Origin of the sequence: Pseudomonas sp. NPDC089396 (assembly GCF_044749545.1) — a bacterium.
In the GTDB taxonomy this organism is placed as follows: Bacteria; Pseudomonadota; Gammaproteobacteria; order Pseudomonadales; family Pseudomonadaceae; genus Aquipseudomonas.
In genome coordinates, this window is record NZ_JBIVIC010000004.1 from 79390 (window position 1) to 94653 (window position 15264).

At 66.2% G+C, this 15264-nt stretch carries 12 protein-coding genes; 11 read left to right on the top strand and 1 reads right to left on the bottom strand.

The window, feature by feature from the left end:
• The first annotated feature begins 186 nt into the window (after positions 1-186).
• The 6 genes from ACIPZB_RS08620 to ACIPZB_RS08645 are packed head-to-tail and all read left to right on the top strand — an operon-like array spanning position 187 to position 8538.
• The gene (locus ACIPZB_RS08620) at positions 187-978 is read left to right on the top strand and encodes an enoyl-CoA hydratase/isomerase family protein (RefSeq protein ID WP_400639837.1); all 792 of its coding nucleotides are present in this window, start codon (positions 187-189) and stop codon (positions 976-978) included.
• 36 nt (positions 979-1014) lie between these two features.
• On the top strand, positions 1015-2175 hold the full coding sequence (locus tag ACIPZB_RS08625) for an acyl-CoA dehydrogenase family protein (RefSeq protein WP_400639838.1): 1161 nt from the start codon (positions 1015-1017) through the stop codon (positions 2173-2175).
• A gap of 18 nt (positions 2176-2193) precedes the next feature.
• Positions 2194-4293 carry an acetate--CoA ligase family protein gene (locus tag ACIPZB_RS08630; RefSeq protein WP_400639839.1) on the top strand — a complete coding sequence of 700 codons (2100 nt, stop codon included), beginning with the start codon at positions 2194-2196 and terminating at the stop codon, positions 4291-4293.
• Positions 4294-4303: 10 nt separating this feature from the next.
• Positions 4304-5911 carry a 5-guanidino-2-oxopentanoate decarboxylase gene (locus ACIPZB_RS08635; protein WP_400639840.1) on the top strand — a complete coding sequence of 536 codons (1608 nt, stop codon included), beginning with the start codon at positions 4304-4306 and terminating at the stop codon, positions 5909-5911.
• Positions 5912-5939: 28 nt separating this feature from the next.
• A complete protein-coding gene (locus ACIPZB_RS08640) occupies positions 5940-7130 on the top strand; it encodes a pyridoxal phosphate-dependent aminotransferase (protein ID WP_400639841.1) in 1191 nt (396 codons plus the stop codon).
• Positions 7123-8538, top strand: a complete 1416-nt coding sequence (locus ACIPZB_RS08645) for an aldehyde dehydrogenase family protein (protein ID WP_400639842.1) — start codon at positions 7123-7125, stop codon at positions 8536-8538. The genes ACIPZB_RS08640 and ACIPZB_RS08645 overlap by 8 nt, the downstream gene beginning before the upstream one ends.
• A 275-nt stretch (positions 8539-8813) precedes the next feature.
• On the opposite strand, the gene ACIPZB_RS08650 is transcribed toward ACIPZB_RS08645, so the two are convergent.
• Positions 8814-9254 (bottom strand): RrF2 family transcriptional regulator, encoded by a 441-nt coding sequence (locus ACIPZB_RS08650; RefSeq protein WP_400639843.1) that lies wholly within the window; start codon positions 9252-9254, stop codon positions 8814-8816.
• Positions 9255-9441: 187 nt separating this feature from the next.
• On the opposite strand from ACIPZB_RS08650, the gene ACIPZB_RS08655 reads away from it, so the two are divergent.
• From ACIPZB_RS08655 to ACIPZB_RS08675, 5 genes are read left to right on the top strand one after another with little or no spacing between them, the layout of a single operon-like run.
• Complete coding sequence (locus ACIPZB_RS08655; protein ID WP_400639844.1) at positions 9442-11043, top strand: ABC transporter substrate-binding protein; 1602 nt, start codon at positions 9442-9444, stop codon at positions 11041-11043.
• A gap of 52 nt (positions 11044-11095) precedes the next feature.
• Positions 11096-12055 carry an ABC transporter permease gene (locus ACIPZB_RS08660; RefSeq protein WP_008090447.1) on the top strand — a complete coding sequence of 320 codons (960 nt, stop codon included), beginning with the start codon at positions 11096-11098 and terminating at the stop codon, positions 12053-12055.
• A 3-nt stretch (positions 12056-12058) separates the two neighbouring features.
• Positions 12059-12886 carry an ABC transporter permease gene (locus ACIPZB_RS08665; protein ID WP_400639845.1) on the top strand — a complete coding sequence of 276 codons (828 nt, stop codon included), beginning with the start codon at positions 12059-12061 and terminating at the stop codon, positions 12884-12886.
• A 2-nt stretch (positions 12887-12888) separates the two neighbouring features.
• A complete protein-coding gene (locus tag ACIPZB_RS08670; protein WP_400639846.1) occupies positions 12889-14523 on the top strand; it encodes an ABC transporter ATP-binding protein in 1635 nt (544 codons plus the stop codon).
• Positions 14524-14532: 9 nt separating this feature from the next.
• Positions 14533-15237, top strand: a complete 705-nt coding sequence (locus tag ACIPZB_RS08675) for an NAD(P)H-dependent oxidoreductase (protein ID WP_400639847.1) — start codon at positions 14533-14535, stop codon at positions 15235-15237.
• The last annotated feature ends 27 nt before the right edge of the window (positions 15238-15264 follow it).

Sequence of the window (15264 nt, forward strand, 5' to 3'; positions counted from 1 at the left end):
TGTACAAAGTTGTAACAGCGCCGCCCAATGCAAGCCTGAAAACTAAAATAAACCGATATAAATCAACCAGATACGACATTTTTCCGACTATTACATCTCAATCTCCCCCCCAATTGCCTCCTTACTGAACACTCGTTTAGCATGAGCCTCAGGTCTTACCCCCATCACAATAATTCGAGGCCCGTCATGACCGCTCCGTCGTCCCTACTCACGCAGGTTGAAGCCGGCGTCGCCTGGATCACCCTGAACCGCCCCGAACAGCGCAACGCGCTGGACATTCCAACCCTGAAAAAACTGCACGCCACCCTTGAGGCGTACAACACCGACCCGGCCGTGCGCGTGGTGGTACTGACCGGCACTGGCCGCAGCTTCTGCGCCGGCGCCGACCTCGCCGAATGGGCCGAGGCCGAAGCCCGTGGCGCCCTGGAAACCTACGGCTGGACCGAAACCGCCCACGCCCTGATGCAGTGCCTGCACAGCCTGGACAAACCCACCATCGCCGCCATCAACGGCACCGCCGTCGGCGCCGGCATGGACCTGTCGCTGTGCTGCGACCTGCGCCTGGCCGCCCAGTCGGCGCGCTTCAAGGCCGGCTACACCAGCATGGCCTACTCGCCGGACGCCGGCGCCAGCTGGCACCTGCCACGGCTGATCGGCAGCGAACAGGCCAAGCGCCTGCTGTTCCTCGACGAACTCTGGGGCGCCGAGCGCGCCCTGGCGGCCGGCCTGGTCGGTGAAGTGGTCGCCGACGACCAACTGCCAACCGCCACCGCCGAACTGGCCGCACGTCTGGCCCAGGGCCCGACCTTCGCCTTCGCCCAGGCCAAGCGCCTGATCCGCGACGGCGCCTCGCGCACGCTTGCCGAGCAGCTCAGCGCAGAACTCGCTGCCGGCCTGCTCTGCGGGCGTAGCGAAGACGGCGCCGAAGCCCTGCGCGCGGCCACGGAAAAACGCGCGCCACGCTTCACCGGCAAGTAAGCACTCACTCATTCCCCGGTTACCCAGGAACAGGCCATGAATTTCCAACTGACCCAAGAACAAGAAATGTTGGTGGATGCCGTACGCAGCTTCGTCACCAAGGAGCTGCTGCCCCATGAAGAGGCCGTGGACCGCGCCGACGAAGTCTCCCCGGAGCTTGCCGCGCAGATCCGTGGCAAGGCCATCGCTGCCGGCTTCTACGCGTTCAACATGCCCGAGGAAGTGGGGGGCGGTGGCCTCGACTACTTGTCCCAGGCCCTGATCGAACGCGAGCTGTCAAAAGTTTCCTGGGCCCTGCACGTGTTCGTCGCGCGGCCTTCGAAGATCCTCATGGCCTGCACCGGCCAGCAGGTCGAGGACTACCTGCTGCCGTGCATCCGCGGCGAGAAGACCGACTGCTTCGCCCTGACCGAACCGGGCGCCGGCTCCGACGCCAACTCGATCAAGACCCGCGCCGTGCGCGAAGGCGACGACTTCGTCATCAACGGCAGCAAGCACTTCATCAGCCATGCCGGGCACGCCGACTTCGCCATCGTCTTCGCCGTCACCGACACCTATGAGCACAACGGCAAGAAGCGCAACGCCGTGACCGCCTTCCTGGTCGACCGTGGCACCCCGGGCATGACCATCCGCCGCGGCCCGAAATGCGTGAGCAACCGTGGCTACCACACCTACGAGCTGTTCTTCGACGATTGCAAGGTGCCCGCCGCCAAGGTGCTCGGCGAAGTCGGCAAAGGCTGGGACGTGGCCAACGCCTGGCTGACCGCAGGCCGGGTGATGGTCGCTGCCAACTGCGTCGGCCAGGCCCAGCGCGCGCTGGACGTGTCGCTGCAATGGGCGGCCGACCGCAAGCAGTTCGGCCAGCCGATCGGCACCTACCAAGGCGTGTCGTTCAAGCTCGCCGACATGGCCACGCAGATCCGCGCCGCCGAACTGCTGACCCTGCACACCGCCTGGAAAATGGACCAGGGCAGCATGACCGACGGTGAAGCCGGCATGGCCAAGCTGTTCGCCAGCGAAGTGCTCGGCAAGGTCGCCGACGAGGCGGTGCAGATTTACGGGGGCATGGGCCTGATGGACGAGGGACCGGTCGAGCGCATCTGGCGCAACGCGCGGATCGAGCGGATCTGGGAAGGCACCTCGGAGATCCAGCGGCACATCATCTCCCGCGAACTGCTGCGCCCACTGCTGCGCTGACCGGACCGGAGAATCGCCATGTCGCAAGCCATTCGTGACAACCTCAAACGCCTGCTCGCACCCCGGCACCTGGCCTTCATCGGTGGGCGCAGCATGGCCCGCGCGCTCAAGCGCTGCGCCGACGGCGGCTACCAGGGCCAGATGTGGCTGGTGAACCCGCAGCAGGACAGCATCGACGGCGTCCCCTGCGTGTGCAGCGTGGCCGAGCTGCCCTGCGCGCCGGACGCGGTGTTCATCGCCACCAACCGCGAACTGACCCTGACCTGTGTCGCCGAACTCGCCGCCAAAGGCGCGGGCGGGGCGATCTGCTACGCCTCGGGCTTCGCCGAAAGCGGCGCCGAGGGCCAGGCCCTGCAACAGCAGCTGCTTGCCGCCGCCGGCGACATGGCCCTGCTCGGGCCCAACTGCTACGGCCTGCTCGACTACCTGCACAGTTCCGCCCTGTGGCCCGTGGCCCATGGCGGCAAGGCGGTGGAGAAGGGCGTGGCGGTGCTGACCCAGAGCGGCAACTTCGCCTACAACCTGTCGATGAGCGACCGTTCGCTGCCGGTGGCCTACATGGCCTCGGTCGGTAACCAGGCGCAGCTGGGCATCGCCGAGCTGATGGACGTGCTGCTCGACGAGCCCCGCGTGACGGCCATCGGCCTGCACCTGGAAGGCCTGAAGAACGTGCCAGGCTTCGCTCGCGCGGCCCACAAGGCGCTGGAGAAGGGCATCCCGATCATTGCGCTGAAGACCGGCGTGTCGCAGATCGGCGCCGAGCTGGCGCTCAGTCACACCAGCTCGCTGTCCGGCTCCGACGCCCTCTACGACAGCCTGTTCGAACGCCTGGGCGTGATCCGCGTCAGCGGCCCGGTCAGCTTCGTCGAAACACTCAAGGCCGCCGCCTGCGGCAACCTGCCCAAGGGTGACAGCCTGATCGCGCTGGCCTGCTCGGGCGGCGATGCGGGGCTGATCGCCGACTACTCGGAATGCAATCAGCTACGCCTGCCGGCACTCGACGCTAGCCAGGTCGAGGAACTGGCCCAGGTGCTGCCGGCCTACGCCAACCTGGTCAACCCGCTGGACTTCACCACGGCGATCTGGGGCGACGGACCGGCCAAGCAACGCATGCTCGACAGTGCCCTGCGCAGCGACGCCGACGCCGCGATGCTGGTGCTTGACTACCCTGCTGAATTCACCGGCGAGCGCAAGGAATGCGACCTGCTGCTGGAACTGTACTGCGCGGCGCTCAAGTGCCACGGCAAGACCGGCTTCGTCACCTCGGCCTTCCCCGAGCTGCTGCCGGCCAGCGCCCGCGAGCGCTTGCACGCTGCCGGTGTACCGGCGCTGCAAGGGGTGGAGGATGGCCTGGCAGCATGGGGCCGGGTGGCCCGCTACGCGCAGAAACGTCAGGCCTTGCTGGCACTGGGCGAGTCGGCGCTGGTGCCGCTGTGCCCGCAGGCGCTTGCCGGTGACAGTCAGCTGCTCAACGAGTGGCAATCGAAACAGGCCCTGCGCGGCTTCGGCCTGCCCATCCCGAATGGCGTGTTGAGCAGCCCGCAGAACGCGCTGGCCGATGCCCGCAAGGTCGGTTTCCCGCTGGTGCTCAAGGCAGTCAGTGCGCAGTTGCCGCACAAGACCGAAGCCGGTGCCGTGGCGCTGAACCTGGGCGACGAGGCGGCGCTCGGCCGCGCACTGGAGCAGATGCGCACACGCATTGCTGCCTACGCGCCAGAGGTACCCTTCGACCAGGTCCTGCTTGAACCCATGGCCAGTGCGCCACTGGCCGAGCTGATCGTCGGCATCAAGCGCGAGCCGGACTTTGGCCTGGCGCTGGTGATTGGCGCGGGCGGCATCCTCGTCGAGCTGCTCAAGGACAGCAAGAGCCTGCTGTTGCCGACCACTGACGGCGCCATCCGCAATGCCGTGCTCGGCTTGCGCAGCGCGGCGCTGCTGCAAGGCTTTCGTGGCAAGCCGGCGGCGGACCTGGACGCGCTGGTCGCGGCCATCCGTGCCGTGGCCGACTACGCCTGCGAGAACGCCAGCCAGCTTTTGGAGCTGGATGTGAACCCATTGATGGTCGGTGCCACCGGCACCACCGCGGTCGATGCCTTGATCCGCCTCGGCCAGGTGTAAGGACATGAACATGACGAACCCAACACTCACTGGGGGCCAGGCGCTGGTGCGCCTGCTGGCCAACTACGGGGTCGATACCGTCTTCGGTATTCCCGGTGTACATACCCTGGAGCTGTATCGCGGCCTGCCCGGCAGTGGCATTCGCCACGTGCTGACGCGCCACGAGCAGGGCGCCGGCTTCATGGCCGACGGCTATGCCCGGGTCAGCGGCAAGCCAGGGGTGTGCTTCATCATCACCGGCCCCGGCGTGACCAACGCGGCCACGGCTATCGGCCAGGCCTATGCCGACTCGATTCCGATGCTGGTGATCTCCAGCGTCAACCACACCGCGAGCCTGGGCAAAGGCTGGGGCTGCCTGCACGAGACCCAGGACCAGCGCGCCATGACCGCGCCGATCACTGCCTTCTCGGCCGTGGCCCTGAAGGCCGAAGACTTGCCCGAGCTGATCGCCCGTGCCTATGCCGTGTTCGACAGCGAGCGTCCGCGCCCGGTGCATATCTCGGTGCCGCTGGACGTGCTGGCGGCGCCGGTGGCGCGGGACTGGAGCAATGAAGTGGTGCGCCGCCCCGGTCGCGGCCCGGCCAATGCCGAGCGCCTGGAACAGGCCGCCAGCAAGCTGGCGGCAGCCAAGCGCCCGATGATCATCGCCGGCGGTGGTGCGCTGCAGGCGGGTGCCGAGCTGCAGCTGTTGAGCAAGCGCCTGGCCGCGCCGTTCTTCACCAGCGTGGCCGGCAAAGGGCTGGCGCCGCTGGATTCGCCACTCAATGCCGGTTCCACCCTGTGTGTGGAAGCGGGCTGGGAGCTGATCGCCGAGGCCGATGTGGTGCTGGCGGTCGGCACCGAGATGGCCGACACCGACTTCTGGCGCGAGCGCCTGCCACTGAACGGCGAGCTGCTGCGGGTGGATATCGACCCGCGCAAGTTCAACGACTTCTACCCCTGCGCGGTGGCGTTGCACGGCGATGCCCGGCAGACCGTGGCGGCGCTGCTCGAACAGCTGCCCGACAGCGTCCGTGATGCCACCCAGGCCAGTGCTGCGGTGGCCCGTCTGCGCAGCGCCGTGCAGGCGAGCCATGGCCCCTTGCAGTCGATCCACCAGTCCATTCTGGCCCGGATCGCCGCAGATCTGCCGGACAATGCCTTCATCAGCACCGACATGACCCAGCTGGCCTACACCGGCAACTACGTCTTCAACAGCCGGGCGCCGCGCAGCTGGCTGCACCCGACCGGCTACGGCACCCTCGGCTACGGCCTGCCGGCGGGGATTGGCGGGATGTTCGGCAGTGCCGACCGCCCGGGCCTGGTACTGGTCGGTGACGGTGGCTTCCTCTATACGGCGCAGGAGCTGGCCACCGCCGTCGAGGAACTGGACCGCCCGCTGGTGGTGCTGCTGTGGAACAACGACGCACTCGGCCAGATCCGCGACGACATGCTCAACCTGGACATCGAGCCCATCGGCGTACTGCCGCGCAACCCGGACTTCGCTGGCCTTGCCCGCGCGTTCGGCTGTACGGTGGCCGAGCCGCAGAGCCTCGACGAACTGCAACGGGACCTGCGCGGCGGCTTCGCCCGCAACGGCGTGACCCTGATCGAGCTCAAGCACGCCTGCGCGCGCTGAGCCCATCCCGCACAACAGGATACTTGCCATGCGTTTTTCCTCATTGACCCAACGAATCGCCGGTGACGGCGCCGCCGCCTGGGAGATCCACTACCGCGCCCTGGCCATGCTCGAACAGGGCCGTGACGTGCTGCTGCTTTCGGTCGGCGACCCGGACTTCGACACCCCCGCGCCCATTGTCCAGGCGGCAGTGGACAGCCTGCAGGCCGGCCACACCCATTATTCCGATGTGCGCGGCAAGCGCCGCCTGCGCGAGGCCATCGCCCGCCGTCACCAGCAACGCAGCGGCCAGGCGGTGACGGCCGACCAGGTGACGGTGCTGGCCGGGGCGCAGTGCGCGCTGTTCTGCGTGGCGCAGTGCGTGCTGGAACCGGGCGATGAGGTGATCGTCGCCGAGCCGATGTATGTCACCTACGAAGCGGTGTTCGGCGCCTGCGGTGCCAAGGTCGTGCCGGTGCCGGTGCGTTCGGAGCACGGTTTTCGCGTGCAGCCCGAAGACGTCGCGGCGCGCATCACCCCGCGCACCCGCGCCCTGGCGCTGAACAGCCCGCACAACCCCTCCGGCGCGAGCCTGCCGCGCAGCACCTGGGAGGCCCTGGCGGAACTGTGCATCGCCCATGACTTGTGGCTGATCAGCGACGAGGTGTACAGCGAGCTGCTGTTCGACGGTGAGCACATCAGCCCCGCCAGCCTGCCGGGCATGGCCGAGCGCACGGCGACGCTGAACAGCCTGTCCAAGTCCCATGCCATGACTGGCTGGCGGGTCGGCTGGGTGGTCGGTTCGTCGGCGCTGGCCGGGCACCTGGAAAACCTGGCGCTGTGCATGCTCTACGGCTCGCCCGACTTCATCCAGGATGCAGCCGTGGCGGCGCTGGAGCTGCAGTTGCCGGAGCTGGAAGCCATGCGCGAAGCCTACCGCGAGCGTCGCGACCTGGTGTGCGCAAGCCTTGCCGACTGCCCCGGCGTACGGGCGCTCAAGCCCGATGGCGGGATGTTCGTGATGGTCGATATCCGCGAGACCGGGCTCAGCGCGCAGGACTTCTCCAATCGCCTGCTCGATCTGCATGGCGTGTCGGTGCTGGCGGGTGAAGCCTTTGGCCCGAGTGCGGCCGGGCATATCCGCCTGGGCCTGGTGCTCGGTGCCGAACCCCTGCGCGAGGCCTGCCGACGCATCGCCCTGTGTGCCAACGAGCTGATGGAGGCGCAGCGCAATGCGTGAATACAGCCGCTTGTTCATCAATGGCCGCTGGCAGCAGCCGGTGGGGCAGGGCATGGCCGAGGTGATCGACCCGGCCAGCGAGGCGGTCGCGGGCAAAGTGCCGCTGGGCAACGAAGAGGATGTGAACCGGGCGGTCGATGCAGCGCGCAGGGCGTTCGCCGACTGGTCGCGGACCTCATCCAGCGTGCGGGCCGGATTTATTCGTGATCTGGTCGAACAGCTCAAGGCGCGTGCCGACGAGATGGCCAGCGTGATCACCGCCGAGTTGGGCATGCCGGTGCAGTGGTGCCGGTCGGTGCAGGTTGACGGGCCGATTGCCGGACTCGAGCAGTACATCGAGTTGGCCGGCTTGATGGACGAGGTGCGGGAAGTTGGCAACTCGCGGGTGTACCGCGAGGCGGTGGGCGTGTGTGCGTTCATCAACCCCTGGAACTACCCGCTGCACCAGTTGATCGGAAAGCTGGCCCCGGCCTTGGCCGCTGGTTGCACGGTGGTGGTCAAGCCGAGCCAGGAAACCCCGCTGCATGCGTTTTTGCTGGCCGAGATGATCGAGGCCATCGGGCTGCCGGCCGGGGTGTTCAACCTGGTCAGTGGGCCGGGGTCGAAGGTGGGTGAGGCGCTGGCGCGGCATCCGCAGGTGGACATGGTCTCGTTCACCGGCTCCACCGGTGCCGGTGTGCGGGTGTCCGAGGCGGCGGCGCCGTCGGTGAAGCGCGTGTGCCTTGAACTGGGGGGCAAGTCGCCGTTGCTGATCACGGCGGATGCGGACCTTGAGGCGGCGGTGCGCTATGGCGTACAGGACGTGATGATCAACTCGGGGCAGACCTGCACGGCGCTGACCCGCATGTTGTTGCCGGCGTCGCGTTATGCCGAGGCACTGGAAATTGCCGTGGACGAGGCGCGCGGGCTGGTGATGGGCGACCCGCAGGACCCGCGCAGTTTCCTCGGGCCGATGTGTTCGGCGGGGCAGCGGCGTACGGTGCAGGAATACATTCGGGTCGGGCTGGAGGAGGGTGCGCGGCTGTTGTGTGGCGCAGAGACTGCGCCGGGGTTCGAACGCGGGTTCTATGTGCCGCCGACGATTTTCGCTGATGTGAACAACCGGATGCGTATTGCCCAGGAGGAGATCTTCGGGCCGGTGTTGTGCCTGATTCCTTATGCCGATGAGGCCGAGGGGATTGCGCTCGCCAACGATTCGCCGTTCGGGCTGTCCAGCGCGGTGTGGGCCGGGAGCCGGGACGAGGCGTTGCAGCTGGCGCGGCAAATGCGGGCGGGGCAGTGCTTCGTCAATGGCGGGGCGTTCAACTACCAGGCGCCGTTTGGGGGATATAAGCAGTCGGGGAATGGGCGAGAGTGGGGGGAGGAGGGGCTGGGCGAGTTTGTCGAGACCAAAGCTATTCAGCTCTAGTATCGCGGTCTGACCGGCGCGAAACCGCGAAAAATCATTGATTCAGGTGCAGATGCCGGCTGACCCGCGAGCAACTGCACCAGGCCATCAGTGAGGTGTTGCCTGGGCTGGCCCTATCGCCGGCAAGCCGGCTCCCACAGGGATCTCCACAGATCTTGGGAGTTGTGCAGTACCTATTTGGCGCTGGCAAGCCTGCTCTCACAAATCGCCATAGATCTTGGGTCATGTGCAGTACCTGTGGGAGCCGGCTTGCCGGCGATAGGGCCGGCACAGGCTCACGCGAGCTGGTGTTGTTCCTTCGGCGTATCGAACGCCACAAACAGCTGATCCGCCGTAATCGTCCCCAGATCCAGCCGCATGTTCTGCTCCAGCATCGCGAACAGCCGGGTAAACACCTCGTACACCTTGCAGTGATCCTCCAGCCCGGCAAACGGGTTGTCGATCTTCTCGGCGATCAGCGAGCTTTCCTGCACCGCGTCATACACCTCGCGCAGGGTGATCTCCTGCGGCGCTCGGGCCAGGGTCACGCCGCCCTGGGCGCCGCGAAACGAGGTCAGGATGTTGGCCTTGACCATCTGTGACACCAGCCCGCGCACGCGGGTAGGGTGCACCTTCACCCATTTGGCGATGGTCTCGGTGCGCAGCTTCTGCGGTGCATTGGCCGCCACGAACGAGAGAATGTACGAAGCAGTGATGAGTCGGGTCGACTGGCTCATGGAGGTAATGGCTCCCTGCGAAAACGCAAATGTTACACCATGGAAAAGCCCGTCATCGGGCCCTGGAAAAGCGCTTGTCCTGCCGCTAATGTATTTGTTACGGTAACAATTACAAATTATAAACAGCTTCTACGCAATCCGCTTTGACCGAACAACAATTCCTTGCGGTTCAACAGGGGCAAATGCCATGAGCGACAACAAAAACAAGAGTCCTCAAGCCTTTCTCGACGGCGGCCTGCCGCGCCGGGACTTCCTGAAATACAGCGCTGCTGCCGCAGCCATCGCCGGGGCGTTTTCCCTCGGCCTGCCGCTGGGTGGCTACGCCGCCGAGGCCACGCCAAAGCCGGGCGGCACCTTGCGCCTGGGCCTGGCCGGCGGCAGCACCACCGACTCCAAGGACCCGGGCTCGTGGGTCGACACCTTCACCTTCATCGGTTTTTCGGCGGTGTACAACACCCTCACCGAAATCTCCGTGGAAGGCACTGCCATCCCTGAGCTGGCCGAGCGCTGGGAATCGAGCCCGGATGCCAAGGTCTGGACCTTCACCCTGCGCCAGGGCGTGACCTTCCACAACGGCAAATCCCTCACCGCCGACGACGTGGTCGCCTCGATCCAGCACCACCTGGGCGAGAAATCCACCTCCGCCGCCAAGACCGTGCTGGGCGATGTCGCCAAGGTCTCCGCCAGCGCCCCCGACACCGTGGTGTTCGAGCTGCACTCGGGCAACGCCGACTTCGCCTACGTGGTCGCCGACTACCATCTGGTGATCATGCCCGCCAAGGACGGCCTGGCCGACTGGCAAGCCGGGGTCGGCACCGGCGGCTACCGCATCAAGAGCTTCGAACCCGGTGTACGCATGGACCTGGAGCGCAGCCCGGACTACTGGAAGCCGGGCAGGGCGCATTTCGCCAGCGCCGAGCTGATCGCCATCGCCGACGGCGCTGCGCGGGTCAACGCACTGGTGACCGGCAAGGTCGACGTGATCAACAAGGTCGATCTCAAGACCGTGGCCCTGCTCAAGCGCAACACGAAGCTGGTGATCGAGGAAACCAAAGGCGCCCAGCACTACACCTTCCCGATGCTCTGCGACAGCCAGCAGTTCCGCGACAACAACGTGCGCATGGCCCTCAAGCACGCGATCAACCGCGAAACCCTGCTGGCTTCAGTGCTTTACGGCTACGGCCAGATCGGCAACGACCACCCGCTGCAGCCGGCCAACCGCTTCATCAACCCGGCGCTTGAGCAGCGCGCCTACGACCCGGACAAGGCCCGCTTTTACCTGCGCCAGGCCGGCATGGACAGCCTCAAGGTGCGCCTGCAGGCCTCCGATGCCGCCTACAGCGGTGCGGTGGATGCCTCGGTGCTGTTCAAGGAGCAGGCGCGCCAGGCCGGGATCGACATCGACGTGGTGCGCGAGCCAGCCGATGGCTTCTTCTCCAACGTCTGGATGAAACAGCCCTTCACCACCTCGTTCTGGTATTCCAGCCTCACCGCCGACCGCATGTTCAGCATCGGCTACGCCAAAGGCGCGGCCTGGAACGAGACCCACTGGGACAACCCGCGCTTCAACCAGCTGCTCAACGCCGCCCGCGGCGAGATGAACGAGCCGCTGCGCCGCGAGATGTACAACGAAATGCAGGCGCTGTGCCGCGATGACGGCGGGGCGATCGTGCCGCTGTTCGCAAGCTCCGTCGCCGCCCGTTCCAGCCGCGTGGCCCATGGCCCGCTCACCGCGCCGTATGGCGAGCTCGATGGCCTGCGGGTGATCGAGCGCTGGTGGCAGGCCTGAAGCGGTCGCGTTTCGCAAGGCTGAACTTCGCATCCAGTCGAGGAGTTGTACGGTGAACAATCTTGGCAAACTGCTTGTGCAGCGGCTGGCCCTGGGCCTGTTGTCGCTGTTTGCGGTCTCGGTGGTGATCTTCCTGGCCGTGGGCATGCTGCCGGGCGACATCGCCCAGGCCATGCTCGGCCAGTCGGCCACCCCGGAAACCGTGGCGGCGTTCCGCGCCCAACTGGGGCTGGACCTGTCGCCACTGCAGCGTTTCATCCAGTGGGCGTGGCGCCTGTTGCACGGTGACCTTGGCCTGTCTCTGGCCAACCAGCGGCCGATCGTCGAGCTGGTTGGTGCGCGGCTGGGCAATACCTTCAGCCTGGCCCTGCTGGCGGCGCTGTTCTCGGTGCCGACCGCGTTGCTGTTGGGCATGCTTGCGGCGTTGTACCGCAACAGCTGGTTCGACCGGTTGCTGAACACCAGCGCGCTGAGCGCGGTGTCGTTCCCCGAGTTTTTCGTCGCCTACATCCTGATTCTGGTGTTCGCGGTGAAGCTCGAATGGTTGCCGGGCATTTCCAGCCTGGCGCCGGATGCATCGCTGGCTGAGGTGCTGGAGGTCTCGGTGCTGCCCGTGGCGACCCTGAGCCTGGTGGTGATCGCGCAGATGATGCGCATGACCCGCGCCTCGCTGATCAACCTGCTGGCCAGCCCTTATATCGAGATGGCCAGGCTCAAAGGCGTATCGCCGGCGCGGATCATCTTCAAGCACGCGTTGCCCAACGCCCTGGCGCCGATCGTCAACGTGGTGGCGCTGAACCTTGCGTACCTGGTGGTGGGCGTGGTGGTGGTGGAGGTGGTGTTCGTCTACCCGGGTCTGGGCCAGTTGCTGGTGGACTCGGTGGCCAAGCGCGACATCCCGGTGGTGCAGGCCTGCAGCCTGATCTTCGCCGGCACCTACATCCTGCTCAATACCGGCGCCGACGTGCTGTCGATCGCCAGCAACCCACGCCTGATGCATCCGAAGGGGTAGACCATGAGCCTGATCACACCTCTGCTGCGCGCGCCCTTGAGCGCCAAGTTCGGCCTGCTGGTGATTGTTGCCTACATCGTCGTGGCGCTGTTCGCGCCGCTGCTGGCGCCCTTCGGCGAAACCCAGGTGGTGGGCGAGGGCTTCGCGCCCTGGAGCCCGGAGTTCCTGCTGGGCACCGACAACCTTGGCCGCGACATGTTCAGCCGCCTGCTATACGGCGCCCGCAACACCCTGGGCATCGCTTTCCTGACCACCAGCCTGGCGTTCCTGCTGGGCGGCCTGTGCGGGCTGGTGGCGGCGATCAAGGGCGGCTGGATCGACCAGGGCCTGTCACGGGTGGTGGACATCCTGATGGCCATTCCGCAACTGATCTTCGCCTTGCTGATCCTCAGCGTGGTCGGCACCACGGCCACGTCGCTGGTGCTGGTGATCGCGCTGCTCGACGCCACCCGCGTGTTCCGCCTGTCGCGGGCGGTGGCGATGAACGTGGTGGTGCAGGACTTCGTCGAGGCCGCGCGGTTGCGCGGGGAAGGGCTGTGGTGGCTGGTTACTCGCGAAGTGCTGCCCAATGCCGCGGCGCCGCTGATCGCCGAGTTCGGCCTGCGTTTCTGCTTCGTCTTCCTGTTCATCAGCGCCTTGTCGTTCCTCGGCCTGGGCATCCAGCCGCCGACCGCCGACTGGGGCAGCATGGTGCGCGACAACGCGGTGCTGATCACCTTCGGTGACCTCAGCCCGCTGCTTCCGGCCCTGGCGGTGGCGTTGATCACGGTGAGCGTGAACTTCGTCGTCGACTGGGTGCTGCACCTGTCCAGTGGCCTGAAGGAGTGCTGAGCATGAGCAACGATACCTTGCTGGAAATTCGCGACCTGCGCATCGAAGGCCACTATGAGAACGCCTGGCACCCGCTGATCAAGGGCATCGACCTGACCTTGAAACGGGGCGAAGTGCTGGGGCTGATCGGCGAATCCGGGGCCGGCAAATCGACCCTGGGCCTGGCCTCGATGGGCTATGTGCGCGACGGGTGCCGGATCACCGGGGGCAGCGTGTGCTTCGACGGTATTCAGTTGCTCGAATCCAGCGCCGAAACCCTGCGCAAACTGCGCGGCCTGCGCATCGCCTATGTGGCGCAGAGCGCGGCGGCCTCGTTCAATCCGGCCCACCGGCTGATCGATCAGCACGTGGAAACGGCGGTGACCAACGGCGGTATCGACCGCGCCAAGGCCGAAGCCGAGGCGGTGGAGCTGTACCGCATCCTGCGCCTGCCGGACCCCGAGCATATCGGTCAACGTTACCCGCACCAGCTGTCCGGCGGCCAGTTGCAGCGGGTGATGACCGCGATGGCCATGGCCTGCCACCCGGACTTGATCATCTTCGACGAACCGACCACGGCGCTGGACGTCACCACCCAGATCGAGGTGCTGGCGGCGATCCGTGATGCGGTGAAGACCTTCGGCAGCGCCGCACTCTATATCAGCCATGACCTGGCGGTGGTGGCGCAGATGGCCGAGCGCATCATGGTACTGCGCCACGGCAGCCTGGTGGAGGAGGCGCAGACCCGCACCATGCTCAGCGCGCCGCAGCAGCAATACACCCAGTCGTTGTGGGCGGTGCGCAATTTCCACACCTCGGCAAAGGCGTGCCCGACCCATGAAAAACCGTTGCTGGAAGTGCGCAATGCCGATGCTCGCTATGGTCATCAGCCTGTGCTGCACGATGTCTCGCTGAAGCTCTATCGGGGCCAGACCCTGGCGGTGATCGGCGAGTCCGGCAGCGGCAAGAGCACCACGGCGCGGTTGATCAGCGGCCTGCTGCAACCCACTTCTGGCCAGGTGCTGTATGACGGCGAAGCGTTGCCGGCGGACTATCGCCAGCGCAGCAAGGAGCAGCTGCGACGCATCCAGATGATCTACCAGATCCCCGACACCGCGCTCAATCCACGTCAGCGCATCGTCGACATCATCGGCCGGCCCTTGAGCTTCTACCTGGGCCTGAAGGGCAAGGCGCTGCGCGAGCGGGTCGCCGAACTGCTGCGGATGATCGACCTTGAGCCGGCCAAGTACATGGACCGCTTGCCGCGCGAGCTGTCGGGCGGGCAGAAGCAGCGGATCTGCATCGCCCGCGCCCTGGCGGCCGAACCGCAACTGATCATCTGCGACGAAGTGACCTCGGCCCTCGACCAACTGGTGGCCGAGGGCGTGCTGAAGTTGCTCGACCGTATCCAGCGCGAGCTGGGCGTGGCCTACCTGTTCATCACCCACGACGTGGCCACCGTGCGCGCCATCGCCGACGAGGTGCTGGTGATGCAGCGCGGGCGGGTGGTCGACCATGGCAGCCGCGAAGCGATCTTCCAGCCGCCATACCGTGATTACACCGGGTTGCTGTTCTCCTGCGAGCCGGAGATGGACCCGGACTGGCTCGACCGCCTGTTGGCGACGCGCAACCCTACTTCCCCTTTGGCAACTGTTTGAGGATTGCCCATGAAAGTTCTGATCGTTCACGCTCATCCCGAGCCTCAATCCTTCACTGCCGCGCTGCGTGACCAGGCGACGGACACCTTCCGTGCCCAGGGCCATGAGGTGCAGGTCAGCGACCTTTACGCCATGGGCTGGAACCCGGTGGCCAGTGCCGAGGATTTCAACCACCGCGAGAACCCGGAATACCTGGTGTATGCGCTGGAGCAGCGGCTGGGGGTAAAGAGCGGCTCCATCGCGCCGGACATCCAGCAGGAGCTGGACAAGCTGCTGTGGGCGGACCTGCTGGTGCTGAACTTCCCGATCTTCTGGTTCTCGGCGCCGGCGATGCTCAAGGGCTGGATCGACCGGGTGCTGGTGTCGGGGGTGTGCTATGGCGGCAAGCGGTTCTACGACCAGGGCGGGTTGGCCGGCAAGCGGGCGTTGGTGACCGTGACGATTGGCGGGCGTGAGCACATGTTCGGCGAAGGGGCGATCCATGGGCCGCTGGAGGACATGCTGCGGCCGATTCTGCGGGGGACTTTGGCGTACGTCGGGTTCGAGGTGCTGGAGCCGTTCGTGGCGTGGCATGTGCCTTATATCAGTGACGAGGCGCGCAAGGCGTTTCTGGGCGGCTATCAGCAGCGGCTGGAGCAGCTGTCGGATGATCTGCCGATGAGCTTCCCGCGCCTGGACCAGTTCGATGAGGCGCTGTACCCGCTGGCGAAATAGATCGGGTCAACGCGATACCCTCCTGTG

Bases quoted from the DNA above. Each gene is read 5' to 3' on its own strand.
- ACIPZB_RS08635 (WP_400639840.1), top strand. From the start codon at position 4,304: ATGACGAACCCAACACTCACTGGGGGCCAGGCGCTGGTGCGCCTGCTG.
- ACIPZB_RS08655 (WP_400639844.1), top strand. From the start codon at position 9,442: ATGAGCGACAACAAAAACAAGAGTCCTCAAGCCTTTCTCGACGGCGGC.
- ACIPZB_RS08670 (WP_400639846.1), top strand. From the start codon at position 12,889: ATGAGCAACGATACCTTGCTGGAAATTCGCGACCTGCGCATCGAAGGC.
- ACIPZB_RS08625 (WP_400639838.1), top strand. From the start codon at position 1,015: ATGAATTTCCAACTGACCCAAGAACAAGAAATGTTGGTGGATGCCGTA.
- ACIPZB_RS08665 (WP_400639845.1), top strand. From the start codon at position 12,059: ATGAGCCTGATCACACCTCTGCTGCGCGCGCCCTTGAGCGCCAAGTTC.
- ACIPZB_RS08650 (WP_400639843.1), bottom strand. From the start codon at position 9,254: ATGAGCCAGTCGACCCGACTCATCACTGCTTCGTACATTCTCTCGTTC.
- ACIPZB_RS08645 (WP_400639842.1), top strand. From the start codon at position 7,123: ATGCGTGAATACAGCCGCTTGTTCATCAATGGCCGCTGGCAGCAGCCG.
- ACIPZB_RS08630 (WP_400639839.1), top strand. From the start codon at position 2,194: ATGTCGCAAGCCATTCGTGACAACCTCAAACGCCTGCTCGCACCCCGG.
- ACIPZB_RS08675 (WP_400639847.1), top strand. From the start codon at position 14,533: ATGAAAGTTCTGATCGTTCACGCTCATCCCGAGCCTCAATCCTTCACT.
- ACIPZB_RS08620 (WP_400639837.1), top strand. From the start codon at position 187: ATGACCGCTCCGTCGTCCCTACTCACGCAGGTTGAAGCCGGCGTCGCC.
- ACIPZB_RS08640 (WP_400639841.1), top strand. From the start codon at position 5,940: ATGCGTTTTTCCTCATTGACCCAACGAATCGCCGGTGACGGCGCCGCC.